This is a genomic window from Streptomyces sp. NBC_00285 (genome assembly GCF_036174265.1).
In the GTDB taxonomy this organism is placed as follows: domain Bacteria; phylum Actinomycetota; class Actinomycetes; order Streptomycetales; family Streptomycetaceae; genus Streptomyces.
In genome coordinates, this window is sequence record NZ_CP108055.1 from 1,698,440 (window position 1) to 1,719,337 (window position 20,898).

Consider the following 20,898-nt stretch of genomic DNA (forward strand, 5'->3'; position numbering starts at 1 on the left):
GGCTTGTGGTCACTTGACGGCGGACTGGGCGTCGGCCAGCGCGTCCTTCGGGGACTTCGAGCCGCTGAGCGCGGTCTGGACGGCCTTCCACAACTGCTCGGAGATCTTGGGGTACTTGGTGCCGAGGTCGTCGCTGGTGCGCCCCTTGGCCGCCTTGACCGCCGCGATCCAGGGCTTCAACTCGGGTTCGGCGGCCAGCTGTTTGTCCTGGACCTCGGCGGTGGGGGCCACGTAGGACAGCGTGGTGTCGGTGTCGTACAGGTTCTGGGTGCTGGTCAGGCAGGTCGCCAGTTTCTGGGAGGTGGTGTAGCGGCCGGTGTCGCTCTGCACCGGGAGGGTGACGAACTCGCCGCCGGTCGGGGCGGCCGCGCTGCCGCCGGACGCGCCGGGTATCGGGAGGACGCCGTAGTCGAAGCCGGCCTTCTTGGCGTTGGCGAGCTGCCAGGTGCCGTTCTCCGCGAAGGCGTAGTCGCCGGTGGCGAACTCCTGCCAGCTGGTCGTCTGGGTGTTGTTCAGGACCGAGTTGGGGGCGTAGTCCTTGTCCAGCCAGGTCTTCCACAGCGACAGCGCGGAGACCGCCTGGTCGGAGTCGAGCGCGGTCAGCTTGGCGCCCGAGCCCCAGTACCAGGGCAGGAACTGGAAGCTGCCCTCCTCGGTGCCGATCGCGGAGAACGTGATGCCCTTCTTTCCCGCGCCCTTGATCTTCTCCAGCGCCGCCGTCAGTGACGTCCAGTCCTTGACCGAGGCGATGTCGACCCCGGCCTTCTTCAGGACCGCCTTGTTGTAGTAGAGGGCGAGGGTGTTCGCGCCGATGGGGGTGCCGTAGGTCTTGCCGCCCGACTGGCCGGCGGCGAGGAGGTTGGGGTCGACCTTGGAGGTGTCCAGCTTGTTGTCGTCGGTCGTGGTGAGAACGCCTGCCTCGGCCAGGGTGGAGACGACCGGGTTGTCGACGATGAGGAGGTCCGGCGAGTTGCCCTGCTGGGCGGCGAGCAGGGACTTGTTGGCGAGGTCGCTGGTGTCGAAACCGGTCCGCTTGATCTTCACGCCCGCCGCGGTGCCGCACTTGTCCAGCAGGTTCGTCCAGGCCGAGCCCTTGGCGAACTGCGGGTACGGGTCCCAGACGCTGTACGTGCCCTTGTCCGCGGCGTTCGTCCCGGAGCCGCCCGAGCCGGAGCCGCACGCGGTGGCGGTGACGGCGACGGCCAGCGAGAGCAGGACTGCGGCGGTCGGGCGGTGCCGTCCGGAGAAGCTGTTCATGGCGGGTTCCTTTGGTTTGTGGCATGCGGGTGCCACGGCGGTGGCTCGCGAGGAGAGACGGGCACGGCGGACAGCGCCGTCAGGCGGCCGGTCCGTGCGGTGGTGTGACGAGACGTGCTGGGACGCGGTGGTGTGACGAGAGGGTGTGGAGTGCGGTCAGGGAGCCGGGTCGGCCTGGGTGGCCCCCGCGGGCCCGGTGCTGGCCCGCAGCGAGATCGGTGGGACGAGGAGGTGGTGCCGGGGCGGCGCGTCGGGACGGCCGAGCCGCTCCACCAGCAGGTCGACGGCGAGCCGGCCCATCTCGGCCGCCGGTACGTCCGCCGCGGTGACCTGCGGAGTCACCGTCTCCGCCCACCGGTTGGCCACGATCCCGGTGACGGAGAAGTCCCGTGGCACATGGCGGCCCGCGTGGGCGAGGCCCCGGTGGAGACCGCCCAGCGCGGCCTCGTTCAAGGTGACCAGGGCCGTGGTGGCAGGGTCGTCGTGCAGGATCCGTTCCACGCAGGCCTGCCCCGAGGCGGCGTCGTCCCCGCAGCAGTACGTCCGGACCGTCAGACCCCGCTCGGCCGCGGCCTTGGTGAAACCGTCCAGGCCGCGGTGCGCCGACTCGTACCCGGTCCTCAGGAGTTGCTCGGGCCGGTTGACGAAGGCGATCCGGCGGTGGCCGAGGTCCGCGAGGTGGTGGACGCAGGCCGCCGTCAGCGCGGTGTGGTCCAGGGCGACGTACCAGCCCTCCTCCGCGCGGGCGGTGCGGCCGATGGCGACGGAGGGGAAGCCGAGCGCGGCCAGGTGATCGACCCGGTCGTCCTCCAGCCTGATCTCCATCAGGATCGCGCCGTCCACCCGCCGCTCCCCCAGCAGCCGCTGGAAGGAACGGTCGCTGTCCACTCCGCTAGGGGAGAGCAGCACGTCGTAGTCGTGAGCCGCGGCGGCCTCCACCACGCTGCCGATGAAGTCCAGCTGCATCCCCGTGTAGTGGTTGCCGGCCGGCGGGAAGACCAGGCCGAGCGTACTGGTCCGCCCGTTGGCCAGGGCGCGGGCGCTGGCGCTGGGCCGGTAGCCCAGTTCGTCGACGACCTGCTGGATCTTCCGGCGGGTGTCTTCCGACACCGGGCGCTTGCCGCTCAGCGCGTAGGACACGGTGCTGCGGGAGACACCGGCCCGCCGGGCGATCTCACCGATGTTCACGGCGACTCCTTGGAAGGGGACAACCGGCTGTCGAACCGGTTCGCGTGAAGTGAACGTAGGAACTGCCCGGACCCCTGTCAATACCCGGAACGTATTCCCCGACCGGGCAAGGGGGACCGCGAAATCCCCGTGTCGAGGGGATTGCTGGCCGGTTACTCCGGTGCTAGCTTCGCCGAACCGGTTCGACACAGCCCCCACACCGGCCACTCGCTCATTCCCATGCCGCAGAGCCACCCCACCGGCCGTCCGACACGCGCCCTTCCCTGTGACACGCGCCCGCTGCACACCGGCTCCCGCCGGTGCGACGGCGGCTGAGGTGTGCCGACCGGAACCCGCTACTCGACGATGAGGACGCTTCCATGCCATCCGCTGACAGATCCCCGCGCCGCCGCGCCCCGGCCGCCATGGCGCTGGCCCTCGGCGCGGGCCTGCTGGCCGCACCCGCCGTCCCCGCTCACGCGGCCGGGACGCCGGAGCCCGCCGCCCGCTACACCTTCGACCAGGACGACCTCACCTCCGGAAAGATCGCCGACAGTTCCGGCAACGGCCTGACGGCGAGCCTGGTGAACGGCTCCACCGCCCGGACCGTGGCGGGCCCGGACGGCAGCAAGGCGCTCGACCTGCCGGGCGGGGCGCCCACCTCCGACGGCGCGTACGTCCGCCTGCCCCGCGAAGTGGTCGGCGACGCAAGCGACCTGACGGTCTCCGCCCGGGTGAAGTGGAGCGGCGACAAGTCGTCCTGGCAGCGGATCTTCGATCTGGGCACCGACACCTCCAAGTACCTCTTCAGTACGCCCTACAACGGCAACGGGCTGTTCCAGACCTCCGTGACCACCGGCGGCGGGGGCGGCGAGACACAGGTCCGCGGCTACACCGCGCTGCCCGCGAACGCGTGGCGGACGGTCACCGTCACCCTCGACTCCGTCGCCGGCCGGCTCACCACCTACCTCGACGGCGTGGCGGTGTCCTCCGCCGCGACCGGCATCAAGGCCAAGGACCTGCTGGACGGTTCGGCCACGGCGGCCGGTTACATAGGCAAGTCCCTGTACCCGGACCCGCTGCTCAAGGGCGCGATCGACGACTTCACGGTGTGGCACGCGGCCCTCAGCGCCGAGCAGGTGGCCGGCCTCGGCGGTCCGGTGCCGACCCTCGACGCACTCTCGACGACGTCCTTCGACGTCCGTACCACCGACGGGACCGCCCCGGTCCTGCCGGCCGTCGTGCGCTCCTCGTTCTCCGACGGCTACGACCGCGACACCTCCATCGTCTGGGACGCCGTTCCGCCGGAGAAGTACGCCGGGCCGGGGACCTTCACGGTGGCCGGGACCGCGGCCGGACGCGCGGTGCAGGCGACCGTCACCGTGGTCCGCGAGGGGGCGCTCACCGTGGACCTCGGGTCGGACACCGGCGCGTTCCACGGCGGCGCCTCCGGCACCCTCTACGGCGTGTACGGACCGGACGTCCCCACCAACAACCTCATCGAGGGCATGGGTCTGCGCACGGTCTCCACCAAGGCGCAGGACGGCCCGCAGCACCCCGGTGCCGACGCGCTGGACGTGGTGAAGCCGCTGGCGGACTCCACCGACGGCGACGTGTACATCTACATGACCGACATCCACCGCGGCTTCCCGTACGAGTGGCCGGGCAGTACCCCGCAGGAGAAGCTGAAGCTCTACGAAGCGAAGATCGCGACCCAGGTCGACCAGGTCCTGAAGCTGCCGGAGCAGTACCAGGACAACATCGTCTTCGTGCCGTTCAATGAGCCCGAGGGCAACATGTTCGGCACCGGCGAGTGGAGTTACGACAAGGTCAGCTGGCTGAGCGACCCGGACGACTACTTCGCCGCCTGGGACTCCGCCTACAAGCTCATCAAGGGCAAGATGCCCGACGCCCGTATCGCCGGCCCCAACACCAGTGTCCTGTACGACCAGGTGAAGGGCTTCCTCACCCACGCGCTGGCCGCGGGCACCCTCCCGGACGTGATCACCTGGCACGAGCTGAGCCATCCTGAGGCGGTGCGCGAGAGCGTCGCCAAGTACCGGGTGTGGGAAAAGGAGTTGTTCAAGGGGACCTCTCGCGAGGGCACCCAACTCCCCGTCAACATCAACGAGTACGCCTTCAACTACCACACCTCCGTCCCCGGCCAGATGATCCAGTGGGTCTCCGCGATCGAGGAGTCCAAGGTCGACGCGGACATCGCGTACTGGAACATCGACGGCAACCTCTCCGACTCCGCTGTGCAGTCCAATCGCGGCAACGGCCAGTGGTGGCTGCTCAATTCATACGCCTCGATGAGCGGGCACACCCTGGCGGTGACCCCGCCGTTCCCCGGCCGGAACTACACCATGCAGGGCGTGGCCACGCTCGACGCGAAGAAGAAGCAGGCCCGGCTGCTCTTCGGCGGCTCCACCGGAAAGGGCCACATCACCTTCGCGGGCGTCCAGAAGAAACTCTTCGGGGACCGCGTGCACGCCTGGGTGCGTGAGATCGAGTGGAGCGGGCAGGTCGGTGACAACTCCGGCCCGAAGCTGCTGAGCGAGCAGAACCTGAAGGTCGCTTCGGACGGCACGGTCACCGTCGACTTCGGTGACGGCGCGCTGCCCAGGCTGAAGGAGTCCTCGGCGTACGAGATCGTCCTCAGCCCGGCCGGGAAGGCGAAGAGCACGCAGTCGCCGCCGGTGCGCTGGCAGTCGTCGTACGAGGCGGAGGACGCCGCGCACACGGGCTCGGGCTACTCCAAGAACGGCCCCGAGGGCTCCACTTCGGACGTGTCGAAGTTCTACACCTCCGGCGGCTACGACGTCGGCGGCCTGCGCACCGGTTCGGACGTCGCGCTCGACTTCACCGTGGACGTGCCCGAGGACGGCACCTACGACCTGAGCGTCTTCGCCAACTCCCTCAACACCTTCGACAAGGTGAAGGAGCAGGGCCCCACCAACGTCTTCCTGCGTGTGGACGGCAAGGCCGACGGCGAGCAGCAGCTGTACCTGCCGCTCGGCTACAAGTGGGTGGTCTGGGACCACACCGACACCAAGGTGAAGCTCACCAAGGGCAAGCACACCCTGACGCTCGCCGCGAAGAGCCTCGACGGCAAGCGCGTGACGAAGGGTGACGCGATCGTCGACCGCCTCACCCTGTCCCTGCCGGACGCCTCGGCCAACAGGCAGGTCTACGAAGGCGAGTTGGCCTGGCTGGGCGGCGGAGCACAGGCCGCCTACAACCTGCCCGGCTCCGGCTCGGGCGCGGCCCGGCTCGCCAAGGGCCAGACGGCCACGTTCTGGGTGTACTCCCCCGCCGATCGTGAGGCCACCCTCAAGGTCGACAGTCTCGGCGGCACCGGCGCCCGGCTCTCCGTCAACGGACACGACGTCCTACGCCTCGACAAGGACCGCAACCGCGTCGCGGTCTCCCTCTCCGGTGGCGTCAACAAGGTGACGGTGACGGGCGGTTCGTCGCCCACGCTCGTCGACCGCCTCACGGTCACACCGACCGAGGGCACGCTCAGGACGCGTACCTACGAGGCGCAGGACGCCGTACTCGCGGGCTCGGCCACGCTCACCCCGCTGTCCCTCGCCACCGACGGTACGGCGATCACCGGGATCGGCGGTGACCCGGGCAACGGCAACACCGCGACGTTCACCGTCAGCGCGGACAAGGCCGGCCTGTACGCGCTGCGCGTCCGTTACTCCAACCCCGAGCAGTCCGAGGCCACCCACTACAACCCGGACCCGCTGGCCCGCCACGCCGACATCAGCGTCAACGGCGGCGAGGCTCGACGGGTCGGCTTCCCGCACACCTTCCACCAGAACGACTTCTGGGAACTGACGGTGCCGGTCACCTTGAAGAAGGGGCGGAACACCATCGCCTTCCGCTCCGAGGAACTGCCGAACTTCGACGGCACCAGCTACGCCTCGGACACCTTCCCCGGCGTGCTGCTCCGCTCCCGGTACGCGCCGCTGATCGACCGGATCGTCGTGGCGCCGTATGCCAAGGAAGTGCGGTGAGGTGAGGTGCACCGGCGGCGCCGTGAGGCGCCGCCGGTGTCCGGCCGCCTGTCCCCCGCCGTGGCCGGTGGTGGACAGGCCGGTTCAGTCGGCGGTGCCCGAAGGTCGTCCGGCGGCCCGGGACCCGCGGCTCGGCGGAGGTGCCGTGGAGGCGCGTACGACGAGCTCGACCGGTGGATCGCTCACCGGTGCGGGCTCCTCGTCCGGCTTCTCGATGGCCTGCACCAGGCGCCGGAGCCCTTCGTGGGCCACGGCGTCGAACGGCTGGCGCACGGTGGTCAGCGGCGGGGTGACGTAGGCGGAGACGGGGGTGTCGTCGAACCCGACGACGCTCACGTCCTCGGGCACGCGCAGACCGGCTTCCAGCAGCGCGCGGATCAGGCCGATGGCCATGTCGTCGTTGGCGGCGAACACGGCGGTGACGTCGCCGGCGGCGGCGATTTCCTGACCCGCCGCGTAGCCGGACGAGGCCGACCAGTCGCCCTCGATGACGGACGGCTGCCGCCTGTCGCGTTCCGCGAGCGCCGCCCGCCAGCCCTGGAGACGGTCCCGGGCGGCGAACCACCTCTGCGGACCGGCCAGATGATGGACCGTCACATGCCCCAGATCCAGCAGGTGTTCGGTGGCCACCCGCGCCAGCGACTCGGCGCCGACCCCCGCGGCCACCGCGCGCGGACCGCCGAAACCGGCGGGCGCCCCGAGGACCAGGACCGGGACGTCGACACCGAGCGAGGCGGGCCCCTCGTCGATCGGTTCGGACACGACGATGCCGTCGACGCCCTGTTCGAGAAGTGACTCCATGGCTCCGGCGACGCCTGCGGGATCGCCCTCCAGCGTGTTGACGACGCGGAGCGCGTAGCCCGCGTCGCGGGCGGCCCGTTCCACTCCGATGAGCAGGGAGGCGGGTCCGTACAGGGCGGTTCCGAGGGTGACCACACCGATCGAACGGGTACGTCCCGAGGCCAGGGCCCGGGCAGCGTTGTTCAGCCGGTAGCCGAGTTCCTCCGCGGCTTCGAGCACCCGCCCCCGTACCTCGACGGACACGTACCGCTCGCCGTTGAAGACCCGGGAGACCGTCTTCTGCGAGACCCCGGCCCGCCGGGCCACGTCCACGGCACGCGGCGCGCCGGGGCTCTGTCCCTGGCCTCCCACTGGCGTCATTGATGTCTCCCGATGTCGGCACCTCGAATCCTAGCCAGAGCGACTGGTCAAGGCTTGAACCCCCTGGGAGACACCGTCACCCGGTGTGGCCGTCGGAGCGGCGGCGGTGCAGCGTGAACTCCTCGAAGACCGACAGGTCGCCGCCCGGCTTGTTCACGTTGTAGTAGGTCACGTGCATGCGGGTGGTGTCGCCGGCGTGCCGGCCGGGGTCGACGGTGAAGGCGGCGAAGCCGTAGGGGTGCTCGACGTCCCTGACTCCCGTCCAGACCGCCTGCTCCTTGGTGTAGGTGGAGGTGCGCTTGCCGTTGGCGCCGGCGGTCGACGACACGGAGGTGATCACCTTGGCGCTGCCGTCCTTGAAGAAGTTCTGGTTCGTGGTGCCCGAGACGCCTCCGCCGCCGAGGATCATGTGCACGGTGCCGAGGCCGGTGTCGATGGAGTCGGTGGCCCCGGAGACCGGGTTCGGGGTCAGGGTCTCGCTGCCGGTGACCACTCCGCGGACGGCCAGTGAGCGCTCGTAGTTGTGTTCGTGGCCGCACAGCACCAGGTCCACGCCGTACCGGTCGAAGAGGGGGCCGTACTTCTGGCGCAGCCCCAGGTCGGCGCCGTTGGCGTCCGAGGAGCTGATCATGACCTGGTGCATGGCGACCACCACCCAGTCGACGTCACGGGAGGACCGTGCCGCCTTCAGTTCCCTTTCCAGGAAGGCGAGTTGGCGCCCGCCGGAGTAGCCGCTGATGTAGACGTCGCCGCCGTCCTGGAGGCAGTTGTCGTCGTTCTGGAGCACGATCACCCGGACCGAGCCGACGGTGAACGCGTACCAGAGGCCGGCGAGTTCGGGGTCCGTCTCGGTGGACGGGAGGGCGAAGTAGGTCTGGTAGGCGCCGAGTCCGAGCGGGCCGTTGGCCTTCTCGATCTCGTGGTTGCCGGCCGCCGGCATCCACGGGCGGAAGCGTGCCGAACGGGTGTTGTTGGTGAAGAAGTTGTTCCAGGTGCGCACGCGGTCGACGTCGAGGTTGGCGTAGCACAGGTCGCCGTTGAGCAGGTGGAAGAGCGGGGCGACCTGCTCGACACCGGTGACGATGTCCTTGGTGGCGGGGGTGGAGTTCGCGTCCAGGGCGGGCGTGCCGTTGGCCGCCCAGGTCACCTGCGGGGCGGACTGGTCGCCGAAGCTGGTGAAGGTGAACGGCTGCCGTCCGCGTGGAGCCGTGCGGAACGTACCGCTGTCGGGCGTGGCCCCCGCGTGCGTGGCGAGGTAGATGTACTCGGTGCCGGGGCGCAGCCGTTCGAGCGCGGCGTGGTGGACGTACACGGTACGGCCGGAGGTGCCGTCGACATAGGTGACGGTCCGGGCCTCGGCGCCGGAGCCGAAGCCGTGTTCCAGGGTGCCGTAGCGCACCTGGGGTCTGGTCACCGGCCGGTCGGTGAGCCAGGAGACCGTCATCCGGGTGCACGGGTCCGCCCCGAAGGTCAGGTGCAGACCCTGGACCGGGGGCGCGCCGGAGGAGTCGGCGGTGAGATGCAGAGCGGGGGCCGCCTGTGCCGTACCCGCTGCGAGCAACGGGGTGACGGCCGCGCCCGCCCCCGCCGTACCGAGCAGGCCGAGCGCGTGGCGACGGCTGACCCCCTCGGGGGTCTTCGCCGACTCGTCCGATGTACCCGGATCTGACTGTGCGGTCATGGTGCCCTCCCTGGCTGACGACGACCGCACCCTGGCGCGCCTTGGCGGCACCTGGGTGAACGCCACGTTGACAGAGGGCCATCGAGCCGCAAGGGGCGCTCCGCGAGGGCCAATCTTGTCCGTGCCTTTGCCGGGGCCCGACGGGGTCATGACCGGGGGGTGCGACAGGCTGGACGTATGGCATCGGGAGTCGGGAACCGTCGACGCGGTCGCCCCGGGCCACCAGGCCGACGTGGAGCAGGCGACGGCCGCGCGGGAGGCCCGCCCACTGCCTCGGCGAGAACCACGACACCGGGTCGCCGCCCGTGCTCGACGCTCACCCCGGCGGGACGACGCAGTGAGCCCGGCTCGCGGTGGAACTTGCCGGAAGGGGGCGGAGCCGACAGCGCGGGTCCGCCCCCTTCCATAACCAGGAAGCCCCGCTCACGAAGCCGTACTCACAGCGCCGCGCTCAGCCGGAGGAGTACCGCCGTGTCGGTGCGCGGAAGACGGATCGTGAGCTTCGCTTCGGCCGCGTCCCACTCCGTCGTGGCGTCGGCTGTCGTGGGCTGAAGCACCTCCGGGCGCAACGGGACACCGCGCAGGTGGGGAAGCGTGAGCGTCCGGCTCTCCGGGACGCCGTCCCGGTCCCGGCGCCACACGGCGACGAAGGTGGACGACTGCCCCTTGAGGCCGTGGGCGATCCAGGCGTCCTCCCAGTCCGGCAGCCCCAGTGGCCACAAGGGATGCGCGTCGGCGATCTCCGGCCGGATGTCCTTGTAGACGCCGATCGCCGCGCGTACGAGCTCGAACTGCTCGTCGCTCATGCGGTCGAGGAAGCCGGAGAGGTGCACCCGGCCCAGGAGCGCCCCGGTGAGGGTGAAGGCGATCCGGTCAAGGGTGTGGTCGGGCTGCGGGTAGGCCCACACGGCCGCCTGTTCGGGCGTCGCGGCGGTGGCGGCCGCGGCGGCGATGGGCGGATAGCGCAGGGGGTCCTGCTGGTCGCTGGTGGACTGGATCTGGGCCACGGCGAGCTGGGCGTAGTCCATGCGCAGGCCGCCGGAGCCGCAGTTCTCCAGGACCAGGTCGGGGTACCGGTCAAGGAGACCGTTCATCCAGTCGAGGTGGGCGCGGTGGTGTCCGAGCAGTCCGGCGCCGGGGCTCTCCGGGCCGCTCTCCGTGCCGGGGCCGATGTTGATGTTGTAGTCGAGCTTGAGGTACCCGACGCCCCACTCGCCGACCAGCCGGTCCACGACCGCGTCGAGGTGGGCCCGGGCGGCGGGGTGGCGCAGGTCGAGGTGGTGCCGGCCGTGTTCCGTCACCCGCAGGCCACCGCGCCGGAAGAACGCCTCCGCCGGCAGGGTGTGGGCCAACGGGCTGCGCACGCCCACGACTTCGGGCTCGAGCCACAGTCCCGGGACCATGCCGTGGCGTCGTATCGCTTCCAGCACCTCCTGGATGCCGCCGGGGAAACGTCCCTGGGCGGGCTCCCACGCGCCGACCGCGTCCCACCAGCCCTGGGCGTCGTCGTCGTACCACCCGGCGTCGATGACGAAGACCTCGGAGCCGGCCTTCCCCGCCGCCTCGATGAGCGGCAGGAGCCTCTCGGTGGTCGGGTCGCCCATGAGGGTGTTCATGTAGTCGTTGTAGATCACCGGGAGGGCGCGCAGGTCGGGGTGTGCGCGGCGGATCAGCCTGCGGTAGTCGGTGAGTTCACCGAAGGCCGCATCGAGGCCGCCGCTCTCGGCGCGGACCAGGACGGCGGGAACCGTGCGGAAGTCCTCGCCGGGCGCGAGGGTGTGCCGCCACTGGTGGTGGGCGTCGTCGGGGCCGAACAGGGCGGTATAGGCGACGCCTTCGCGTTCTCCGCTCTCGAAGCGCCACCCCGCGCTGGACTCGATCTGCCACAGCCAGGTGCGGCCGGAGCGGTCGGTGAGCGCGCCGATCGGCAGGTGGCGGCCGGTGGACCAGCTGCCCTGTGAGTAGCGCTCGAAGCAGCCGCGCCCCTCGTGACCGTGGGCGAACCGGCTCAGCGGGACGACCTGGTCGCGGAAGGGAGCCCTGTGCCACCGGCATTCGGCGAGCCAGTCGTTGTCCGCCCAGTGCAGGGTCAGTCCGTCGAGACCGGCGTCCTCGTCGGTGATGCCGCCGAGGGTCAGGGTGCTCACGCTCTCCAGCCGCAGCGGTGCGCCGCCCTCGTTGACCAGACGCACCCGCGAGCGCAGGAAACCGGCACCGGAAGCGGTCTCCAGGGTGACCTCGGCGACCAGACCGGTCTCCGGATCGGCCAGCCGGATCGTCGTACGCTCCCGGTTTCCCTCCCGGACGCTCTCGTGGTCGCGGTAGGTGAGGCGGTCGCCGATCGCGGTCTCGATGAAGCGCTCACCCGACCACAGGCGTCCGTGACCGGTGGCGGTGATCTCCACGACGGGCACCAGGCCCGCCCAGTCCTGGCCCAACGCCCCCAGCCGGACCGAGCCCGTGGCGTCCAGGACGGCGTGCAGCCCGAGTTCCGGGTGCGACCAGAGACGGGATCTCTCGAGTGTTCCGACGACTGCGGTCAACGCAATTTCCCCTTCCGGGATGGTTCGGTACTGCGACGGTCTCGTAAGCGATGAGCTGGGGATTTCCGCTCGGCGGGAGAGAGTCGGCCTCGTCGGCGGTTGTGTTTGAAAGGTAAATCCCCGGTTACGGTCTCTTGACGCCCGCGATGTGACCGCTCACAATCCTCGCATGGTTGTGACCGGTCACACAAGCTTCGGCGGCCAGACCGCCCCCTCCCCGGGGCAGCACAGACCCGCCAGCATCCGCGATGTCGCCCAGGCGGCAGGCGTCTCCTACCAGACCGTTTCGAGGGTCATCAACGGCCGTCCGAACGTGAAGGAGGAGACCCGCGGACGCGTCGAAGCGGCTGTCCGTGCCCTGGGGTTCAGGCGGAACGCCACCGCGTTCGCCCTGGCCAGCGGGGTGACCCGAGCGGTCACGGTCCTCACCTCCAACACCGTCCTCCACGGCTACGCGGCCACCCTGCAGGGTCTGGAGGAAGCGTCCCGCTCCGCCGGCTACGCACTCGGCGTGCGGGTGGTGACCCCCGAGGACGACCTGGACCGTACGGTCGCCACGGCCGCCGACACCGGTGGCGGTCTGGTGGTCATCGGCTACGACCGGCTCGGCGCCGCCGTACTGGACCGGGTGCCGGCGCAGGTGCCGTGCGCGGCGCTGGTGGAGGCGCCGCCGCCCGGCCACACGCCCGGCCGTCCGGCGGTGTGGGCCGACGACCGGGAGGCGGCCCGTGCAGCCACCGAACACCTCCTCGGGCTCGGGCACCCGACCGTGCACTACGTCGCGATCCCCGCCTCGACCGGAACCCGGCGCTCGGCGGCACCCCGCGCCGAGGGCTGGCGCCAGGCTCTCAAGGCGGCGGGCGTGACTCCTCCCCCGCCCTGCGGCCGGGGCTGGGACGCGCAGGCCGGATACGAGGCGGGGAGGAAGCTCGCCGGGAACCCGGACGTCACCGCGATCCTGTGCGGCAACGACGACCTGGCGCTGGGTGTCCTGCGGGCTCTGCACCACGCCGGCCTGCGGGTTCCTCAGGACGTCAGTGTCATCGGTTTCGACGACGCCCCGCACTCCGCCTTCCTCACCCCCTCCCTCACCACGGTCCGCATGGACTTCCACGGTCTGGGCCGCGCCGCCTTCGGGCTGCTGCGGGCCCAGCTCGACACCGACCGGCACGAACCCCCGCCCCCGCCGGCCGCACCGACGCTCGTCCACCGCGAGAGCGCCGGTCCGCACCGTTCCTGAACCGGACCGGCACCCGGCCCCCTGATCCCCACAGCACGGACCGCCCCACAGCACGACCCTCAGCAGTACCGCACCACCCAACCCTCCGTACGACCAAGGATTCCGCCATGAGAAGAGCCGTCTCCGTCCTTGCCACCGCCTGTGTCATCGGGCTGACCGCCACCGCGTGCAGCGACAGCACCGCCGGCGGCACCGGCGCCGCACCGACCGGGTCGGTCGACGCCACCGCCTCCCTCAAGGGCGTCAAGCTGACGATGTGGGTCGCCCAGAACAGCGTCTCCGAGCCCAAGCAGGCCATCGACGCGTTCGAGAAGGCCACCGGCGCCAAGATCACCACCGAGGTGATCCCCGACCCCTACGAGTCGAACGTGCCGACCAAGCTCGCCTCGGGCACCAAGCCGGACCTGATGTTCTGGCAGCCCACGGGCAGCACCCTGCCGTTCATCCAGCCGGCCCAGAACCTGCTCCAGCTCGACAACGAGGACTGGGTCTCCAAGCTCGGCAAGACGGAGCAGGGCCTCGGCCAGGTCGACGGCCACCGCTACGCCGCGATCGTCACCAGCCCCGCGGTGCTCGGCGTGTACTACAACAAGGCCGTCTTCAAGAAGGCCGGCATCACCACGATGCCGACCAGCTACGACGACATGCTCACCGACGCGAAGACGATCAAGTCGAAGACGGGCGTGGCCCCGTTCTTCGAGGTCGGCGGCGACAAGTGGCCGCTGCAGTGGCAGGTGCAGCTCCAGATGACGGACCTGCCGCAGAGCTTCTGGGACAACCTGAACAAGAACAAGGACTCCTGGACCAACAAGACCATCGTCGACGCCATCACCAAGTACAAGACGAAGGTCCTCGACGGCGGGCTGGCCCAGAAGAACTACAAGACCGCGACCTTCGTGGACCAGGGCAAGGCGATCATGGACGGCAGCGCGGCGATGGCCGTGAACGTCACCGCGCTCCAGTCCGAGATCCAGGCGACCTCCAGCACCGCGGAGATGGACCAGAAACTGGGCTGGTTCCCCCTCTCCAACACCGCCGCCAAGGCCGAGTACTCGCCCGACCAGACCAACGGCGTGGTCGCCTTCAACACCGGTGACGACAAGCGCCAGAACGCCGCCCGGCAGTTCCTGTCCTTCTGGCTCGGCAAGGACTACCCGGCCTACATCGCGGCCAACAAGCTCGTCTCCGTCCAGCCGGCCGTACCCAACCCCGCCGGACTGCCGCAGACCGCGATCACTCAGTCCGAGGCGCTGGCCACCGCGCAGGGCGTCTTCCAGGTCAAGGCACTGACCGCGCCCGACATGCACCTCGCCCTCGCCGACATGATCTACGGCAAGAAGACCCCCAAGCAGGTCGCCCAGGCCGCCCAGGACCAGTTCGTGCAGGTCCTCAAGGCCCGCGGCGTCTCCGGCTTCTGACCGGTACACCCCCAGCCAGTCCCCTCCCCGGGCCGCCCGTCGGTGGCGTGCCCGGGGTCCCGTACCGGAGGTTGAATCGTGGCGGACACTGCCACCCTGGGCGTCAAGGACGCCACGCGCGCACAGGAAGCGGACCGGGCCACGCGTCCCGGCCGGCGCGGGCGGTCCCGTCGCAGGGCCAACCAGCCATGGTGGTTCGCGGTGCCCGCGCTCGCCGTGTTCGGTGTGTTCTTCCTGCTGCCGAACCTGCTGAACTTCGTCTACCCGTTCACCAACTGGTCGGCGTTCCACCCGCAGATCAGCTTCGTGGGCTTCTCGAACTTCTCCACGATCCTGCACGACGGGTCGATGGTCCGGGACATCCGCATCACCCTGGAGTACGCGGTCCTCGTGGCCGTCTTCCAGAACGGATTCGGTCTCGGGCTCGCCCTGCTCCTCGAACGCGACACCCGCTTCAACCGCTTCTTCCGCGCGGTGTTCTTCCTGCCGGTGTTGATCTCCGCCCTGGCGGTGGGCTACATCTTCCGGGCCCTGCTCGCCCAGGACGGGGCACTGAACAGCGTGCTGTCGTCCCTGGCCGGGCACCCCGTCGACACGCCCTGGCTCGGCTCGACCACCTGGACGCTGGTCGTGGTCACCCTGATCCACGGCTGGAAGTGGATGGGCCTGGCCATGCTGATCTACCTGGCGGGCCTCAAGAGCATGCCGGGTGACGTGCTGGAGGCGGCCCGGATCGACGGGGCGGGCGGCTGGCGCACCTTCTGGTCGATCAGGTTCCCGCTGCTGGCACCCGCGGTGACATTCAACGTGACCACCGCGCTGATCGGCTCCATGAACACCTTCGACATCGTCCAGGCCACCACCGCGGGCGGCCCGGGCAGTGAGACCGAGGTGTTCAACATCTACATGTTCCGCATCTTCGGCCAGGGGCTCTACGCGCAGGCCTCCGCGATGAGCCTGGTGCTCTTCCTCATCGTCGTCGTCCTCGCCGTGCCCGTCATCGTCGGCCTGCGCCGCAGGGAGAACAACCAGTGACCACCATCGGCGCGTTCGCGCCCGTCCACCGGCGCCCCTGGCGCTGGGTGCAGCCCGTCGTCGTGCTGCTGACCGCCGCCGTGACCATCGGCATCCCGCTGTGGCTGGTCGCGGTGACCTCGGTCAAGCCGCAGGCCGAGGCCATCAAGCCCAACCTGTCCCTGCCCCACCACGTCCAGGCCGCCGCCAACTACAAGCAGACCTTCGACGAGGGCAAGGTCGTCCAGGGCTTTGTGAACAGCCTGTTGGTGGTGGCCCCTTCGGTGGTGCTCGTCCTGCTCCTCGGGGCCGGCGCCGCCTGGGTGTTCGCCCGGCGCAAGGGGCGGCTGGTCAACGCCCTGTACGCGCTGAGCATCAGCGGTCTGCTGCTGCCTCCCGCGGTGATCACCATCGTGATGGAGCTGCGCCAGCTCGGCCTGGCCGGCACCCGGCCCGGCATGATCGGCGTCTACGCCGGGATGTACCTGTCGACGTCGATCTTCTTCATGACCGGGTTCATCCGCGCGCTCCCCGAGGAGTTGGAGGAGGCCGCGCGCATGGACGGCGCCGGTCCGCTGCGGGTCTTCTGGCAGATCATCCTGCCGCTGCTCAGGCCGGTCATCGCCACCGCGACGATCATGGTGATGCTGTTCGCCTGGAGCGACATCTTCTACGCCTTCTTCGTCCTCGGCAGCGGCGACCAGGCCACCCTGCCGCTCAACCTCTACCAGGTCGCCAGCGCCCAGCTGTACCTCAACAACTGGCATCTGATCTTCGCCTACGTCGTGATGATGAGCCTTCCCATGGTGCTCGTCTTCGTGATCGCGCAGCGCCGCATCGTCTCCGGCATCACCAGCGGCGCCGTCAAGTAAGCCCACCCCCGCAGTAGCACCACGAGCCTCCCGCAACGGTGCGGGAGGAGGAGGTCTGCCATGCCTCGCTCTTCCGCCATGTCCCACAACCGCCGCAGAACCGGACGTCTCGCCGGTCTCACCGGCGCCGCCGCAGTCGCCGCACTGGTCGCCGGCTTCCTCACCCCGTCCGCCGCCGAGGCCGCCAACCCGCGGTTCACGGTCGACCTCGGCACCACCACCGGCGCGGTCGCGCACGGCGCGAACGGTGCCCTGTACGGGCTCAGCGACGACGGTGTGCCCGGCGACAGCGTGGTCGCGCCGCTGCACATGACGAGCATCGCCACCAAGGCGCCCGACGGCGCCCAGCATCCCAACGGCGACGCGCTGGTCGTGCAGTCCCAGTACGCCCGCACGGGCGGCGGCGACAACCTGATCTACATGCAGGACATCTATGCCAACTGGCCCTACGAGAACAACGGGTTGAGCGACTACCTGGCCAAGGTCGACACCATGGTCCGCAAGGTGGCGGCCCGTTCGGACGCCGCCACGTTCGTATGGGTGCCGTTCAACGAGCCGGACGGCAACTGGTACAGCGGACTGGGCAGTTCCAACGCCACCACCTACGCGAACGCGCTGAGCAGCTTCGAGAGCGACTGGGCGACCGTCTACAACAAGATCCGGTCGATCATCCCGAACGCACGGATCGCCGGCCCCAACGAGACGCACTACGACACCCGCCTCATGGCCGACTTCTACCCGTGGGCGAAGACCAACAACGTCGTGCCCGACGTCACCACCTGGCACGAACTGGCGCCGAGTTCACTGTCGAGTTTCGACTCCACCCTCGCCACCTACCGGGCCCTGGAGACCAGCGCGGGCATCAGCAAGCGGCCGGTCAACATCGACGAGTACGCGGACCAGCGCGACCTGTCGGTCCCCGGGCAGATGATCCAGTGGATGTCGGTGTTCGAGCGGAACAAGGTCGACGCCGACCTGGCGTACTGGGACATCGCCGGGAACCTGGACGACAACGTCGCCCAGACCAACATCCCGAACGGCAACTGGTGGCTGATGCGCTGGTACGCCGGTCTGAGCGGACAGACCACCAAGGTGACCCCGCCGCAGCCGGGCGTGGTCGACACGCTCCAGGGCATCGCGTCCCTGGACACCGGCCGCAAGCAGGCACAGGTGCTGCTGGGCGGCGGGACCGCCGGCGCGGCCGACACCGTCATCCAGCACATACCGTCCGCCTTCGGCAGCACCGTCAACGTCACCGTCGAGCGCACCGCGTGGAGCGGCTACGAGGGCGGGGCGTCCGCGCCGGGCGTGCTGGCCCGCAGCACCTACACGGTCGCCGCCGACGGCAGCATCACCGTGCCGCTGACCAGCCTCGACCCGATGTCGGCGTACCGCATCACCGTCAACCCGGCCGGCACCGGCACGCCCACCGCGGCCTCCGTGCCCTGGTCGGCGTCGTACGAGGCGGAGAGCGCGGCCATCACGGGCGGCACGGTCTACACCCAGGGCACGGTCTCCAACTACTTCGGCCACGCCACCTCGGGCACCAAGGACGTCGGTGGCCTGAACCAGTCGACCAGCAAGGTCGCTTTCACCGTCAACGTGCCGACCACGGGCACGTACAACCTCAACGTCTTCTACGGCAACCAGTCCGGCGCCCCGGCGACCCAGACCCTCACCGTCGACGGCGGCTCGGCGCAGACGATCACCTACGGTCCGACGCTGTCCTGGGTCTACCGTGCCACCGCCGGCGCCTCGGTGTCGCTGACGGCGGGCACGCACACAGTGACCCTGGCCAAGGGCACGAACGAGGTCACCCTCGACAAGATCGACCTCACCGCCGCCTCCAGCGCGGAGACCCTCTACCCGGCCGCCTACACCGACGTCACCGGCACACCCGCGTACGGCTACTCCGTGTCCGGCACCACCGGCGCCGGGTCCCTGGCCCTGGACTCCGCGGACTCGGCGATCTTCGACGTGTACGCGCCGACCGACGGCTACTACACGGTGCACACCGACTACTCCTCCAACGGCACCGGCACGCTCGCCCTGGACGGCGCCACCGCCGTGACACTGGCCTCCACCAGCGGGGCGCTCACCGACAAGAGCTCCCGGCTGTACCTGTCGGCGGGCAACAACCGCATCACCGCCGCCACTTCGGGCTCCACCACACTGACCCTGCGTGACCTGCGCGTCTCCGCGAGCGCCGACACCACGGGCGTGACCGCCTACGAGGCCGAGGCCGCCACCCTCGCCGGAGCCGCCGTCGTCACCTCGGACACCTGGGCGTCCGGCGGCAAGTACGTGGGCTACATCGGCAACGGCGCGAGCAACACGCTCACCTTCAAGGTCAGTGCGGCGAGCGCCGGGCGTTACGTCATGAACGTCCGCTACGCCAACAACCAGGTCTCGGGATCCGGCAACTACAACACCAACGTCGTCTCCCGCGCGGCCCAGATCAGCGTCAACGGAACCGCCCGGACGGTCATGTTCCGCAACAACTACAGCTGGAACAACTACTGGGACCTCCCCGTCCCGGTGACCCTCGCCGCGGGCACCAACACCGTCACCCTGGCCAACGCCACGGCGTACGCGCCCAACGTCGACCGGATCACGGTCGCGCCGCTCGCCGGCTGACGACCGACACGCGTGAGGGGCCCGGTGTCCGACACCGGGCCCCTCACGCGTGTCCGTACGTCCGACGTGGCCCGAGGGTTCCTCAGAGCGGGCGAGCCCTTGACCGCGGGCCGCCATTGCCGGGACCATGTTGCGTATCAGTCTCACTGTTGCGTAATGCGCAGCCTTCGGGAGGACTCAGTGTCTCTTCGACCGCAACCCGACCGCGAGTTCGTCCTCACCCTCTCCTGCCCCGACCGTTCCGGACTCGTCCACGCCGTCACCGGCTTCCTCGTCCGGCACTCCGGGAACATCCAGGAGAGCCAGCAGTTCGACGACCGGCTCCAGGACCGGTTCTTCATGCGCGTCCACTTCGACGTCTCGGACCCGGCCATGTCCCTGGAGTCGCTGCGGTCCGGCTTCGCCCCGGTCGCGGAGGCGTACCGGATCACCTGGCAGCTGTGCGACGCATCGACCCCGACCCGCACACTGATCATGGTGTCGAAGTTCGGACACTGCCTGAACGACCTGCTCTTCAGGCAGCGCACCGGCGCACTCGGCATCGAGGTGGCGGGCATCGTCTCCAACCACCGGGACTTCGCCCCGCTCGCCGAGAGCTACGGCATCCCCTTCCACCATGTGCCGGTGACCCCGGAGACGAAGCCGGACGCGGAGGCCCGGCTGCTCGAACTCGTCGACGAGCTGAGCGTCGACCTCGTGGTCCTCGCCCGCTACATGCAGATCCTGTCGAACGACCTGTGCAAGCAGCTCGAAGGCCGGGCGATCAACATCCACCATTCCTTCCTGCCGAGCTTCAAGGGCGCGAGGCCCTACGTCCAGGCGTACGAGCGCGGCGTCAAGCTGGTCGGGGCCACGGCTCACTACGTCACCCCGGACCTCGACGAGGGGCCCATCATCGAGCAGGACGTCATGCGCGTGAGCCACGCACAGAGCCCCGAGACCCTGGTCACCCTCGGACGCGACGTCGAGGCGCAGGTCCTCGCCCGGGCGGTCGAATGGCACAGCCAGAACCGGGTGATGATCAACGGCCGTCGCACGGTCGTCTTCCGCTGACCGGAGTCGCCCCCTTCGCATATGGTTCCGCCATGAGCAACTACGGCACCGAGTCCGCGGGCACCTCCGGTGGCGGTGTGCAGTCCGTCGACCGGGCCGTCACCGTGCTGGAGATCCTTGCCCAGCGCGGTGAGGCGGGCGTCAGCGAGGTGGCCGCGGCGATCGACGTCCACAAGTCCACGGCGTTCCGTCTGCTCGGCGCTCTGGAGGCGCACGGGATGGTCGAGCAGGAGGGCGAGCGCGGGAAGTACCGCCTCGGCTTCGGCATCGTGCGGCTGGCCGGAGCGGTCACGGGACGCATCGACGTCACCAAGCACGGCCGTGGCATCTGCGAGCGGCTCGCCGACGCCCTGGGCGAGACGATGAACATCGCGGTGCTGGAGTCCCATCACGTGATCAACCTCGACCAGGTGCGCGGCCGTTCCGCCATCACGGCGCAGAACTGGGTCGGCCGGCAGACGCCGATGCACTGCACGTCGAGCGGCAAGGTCCTCCTCGCCCACCTGCCGGACAAGCGCCGGGACGAACTCGTCGCCGCTGCCGGACTCGACCGGATGACCGAGCGCACGGTGACCTCCAGGCAGGATCTGGAGGCCGAGCTGGCCCGGGTCCGCGAGCAGGGCTACGCCATGACCGTGGAGGAGTACGAGGAGGGCCTCAACGCCATGGCCGCGCCGGTGCGGTCACGCGACGGCGAGGTCGTCGCCGCCCTGACCGCCTCGGGGCCCGCCTTCCGTCTCACCGAGAAGCGGATGCACGAGCTGGCACCGGCGCTGGTCGAGGGCGCCGACGAACTCAGCAGGCGTCTCGGCCACTTGGGCTGACGCCCG

General features: G+C 69.9%; 13 protein-coding genes. 8 read left to right on the forward strand and 5 right to left on the reverse strand.

Annotated elements, in window-relative coordinates; genetic code table 11:
• Positions 1–9: 9 nt before the first annotated feature.
• Both OHT57_RS07735 and OHT57_RS07740 read right to left on the reverse strand, forming a co-directional pair.
• A complete protein-coding gene (locus OHT57_RS07735) occupies positions 10–1,257 on the reverse strand; it encodes a sugar ABC transporter substrate-binding protein (RefSeq protein ID WP_328745307.1) in 1,248 nt (415 codons plus the stop codon).
• 156 nt (positions 1,258–1,413) lie between these two features.
• Positions 1,414–2,445, reverse strand: a complete 1,032-nt coding sequence (locus OHT57_RS07740; RefSeq protein WP_328745308.1) for a LacI family DNA-binding transcriptional regulator — start codon at positions 2,443–2,445, stop codon at positions 1,414–1,416.
• A 404-nt stretch (positions 2,446–2,849) separates the two neighbouring features.
• Here OHT57_RS07740 and OHT57_RS07745 point away from each other — a divergent pair, with 404 nt between their 5' ends.
• On the forward strand, positions 2,850–6,449 hold the full coding sequence (locus OHT57_RS07745; protein WP_328753144.1) for a LamG-like jellyroll fold domain-containing protein: 3,600 nt from the start codon (positions 2,850–2,852) through the stop codon (positions 6,447–6,449).
• 84 nt (positions 6,450–6,533) lie between these two features.
• Here the strand turns inward: OHT57_RS07745 and OHT57_RS07750 are convergent, their stop codons facing one another.
• The 3 genes from OHT57_RS07750 to OHT57_RS07760 all read right to left on the reverse strand — a co-directional run bounded on the left by OHT57_RS07750 (position 6,534) and on the right by OHT57_RS07760 (position 11,834).
• Positions 6,534–7,610, reverse strand: a complete 1,077-nt coding sequence (locus OHT57_RS07750) for a LacI family DNA-binding transcriptional regulator (RefSeq protein ID WP_328745309.1) — start codon at positions 7,608–7,610, stop codon at positions 6,534–6,536.
• Positions 7,611–7,686: 76 nt separating this feature from the next.
• Positions 7,687–9,291, reverse strand: a complete 1,605-nt coding sequence (locus OHT57_RS07755; protein ID WP_328745310.1) for a purple acid phosphatase family protein — start codon at positions 9,289–9,291, stop codon at positions 7,687–7,689.
• A 437-nt stretch (positions 9,292–9,728) separates the two neighbouring features.
• A complete protein-coding gene (locus tag OHT57_RS07760; protein ID WP_328745312.1) occupies positions 9,729–11,834 on the reverse strand; it encodes an alpha-galactosidase in 2,106 nt (701 codons plus the stop codon).
• Between the two features lie 169 nt (positions 11,835–12,003).
• On the opposite strand from OHT57_RS07760, the gene OHT57_RS07765 reads away from it, so the two are divergent.
• The 7 genes from OHT57_RS07765 to OHT57_RS07795 all read left to right on the forward strand — a co-directional run bounded on the left by OHT57_RS07765 (position 12,004) and on the right by OHT57_RS07795 (position 20,892).
• Positions 12,004–13,074, forward strand: coding sequence for a LacI family DNA-binding transcriptional regulator (locus OHT57_RS07765; RefSeq protein WP_328745313.1), 1,071 nt, complete (start codon positions 12,004–12,006; stop codon positions 13,072–13,074).
• 107 nt (positions 13,075–13,181) lie between these two features.
• The gene (locus OHT57_RS07770; RefSeq protein ID WP_328745314.1) at positions 13,182–14,492 is read left to right on the forward strand and encodes an ABC transporter substrate-binding protein; all 1,311 of its coding nucleotides are present in this window, start codon (positions 13,182–13,184) and stop codon (positions 14,490–14,492) included.
• 78 nt (positions 14,493–14,570) lie between these two features.
• On the forward strand, positions 14,571–15,527 hold the full coding sequence (locus tag OHT57_RS07775; protein ID WP_328745315.1) for a carbohydrate ABC transporter permease: 957 nt from the start codon (positions 14,571–14,573) through the stop codon (positions 15,525–15,527).
• Positions 15,524–16,378 (forward strand): carbohydrate ABC transporter permease, encoded by an 855-nt coding sequence (locus OHT57_RS07780; RefSeq protein ID WP_328745316.1) that lies wholly within the window; start codon positions 15,524–15,526, stop codon positions 16,376–16,378. The genes OHT57_RS07775 and OHT57_RS07780 overlap by 4 nt, the downstream gene beginning before the upstream one ends.
• A gap of 60 nt (positions 16,379–16,438) precedes the next feature.
• The gene (locus OHT57_RS07785) at positions 16,439–19,015 is read left to right on the forward strand and encodes a CBM35 domain-containing protein (RefSeq protein WP_328745317.1); all 2,577 of its coding nucleotides are present in this window, start codon (positions 16,439–16,441) and stop codon (positions 19,013–19,015) included.
• A 180-nt stretch (positions 19,016–19,195) separates the two neighbouring features.
• Complete coding sequence (gene purU / locus OHT57_RS07790; RefSeq protein ID WP_328745318.1) at positions 19,196–20,068, forward strand: formyltetrahydrofolate deformylase; 873 nt, start codon at positions 19,196–19,198, stop codon at positions 20,066–20,068.
• Positions 20,069–20,100: 32 nt separating this feature from the next.
• Complete coding sequence (locus tag OHT57_RS07795) at positions 20,101–20,892, forward strand: IclR family transcriptional regulator (RefSeq protein WP_328745319.1); 792 nt, start codon at positions 20,101–20,103, stop codon at positions 20,890–20,892.
• The last annotated feature ends 6 nt before the right edge of the window (positions 20,893–20,898 follow it).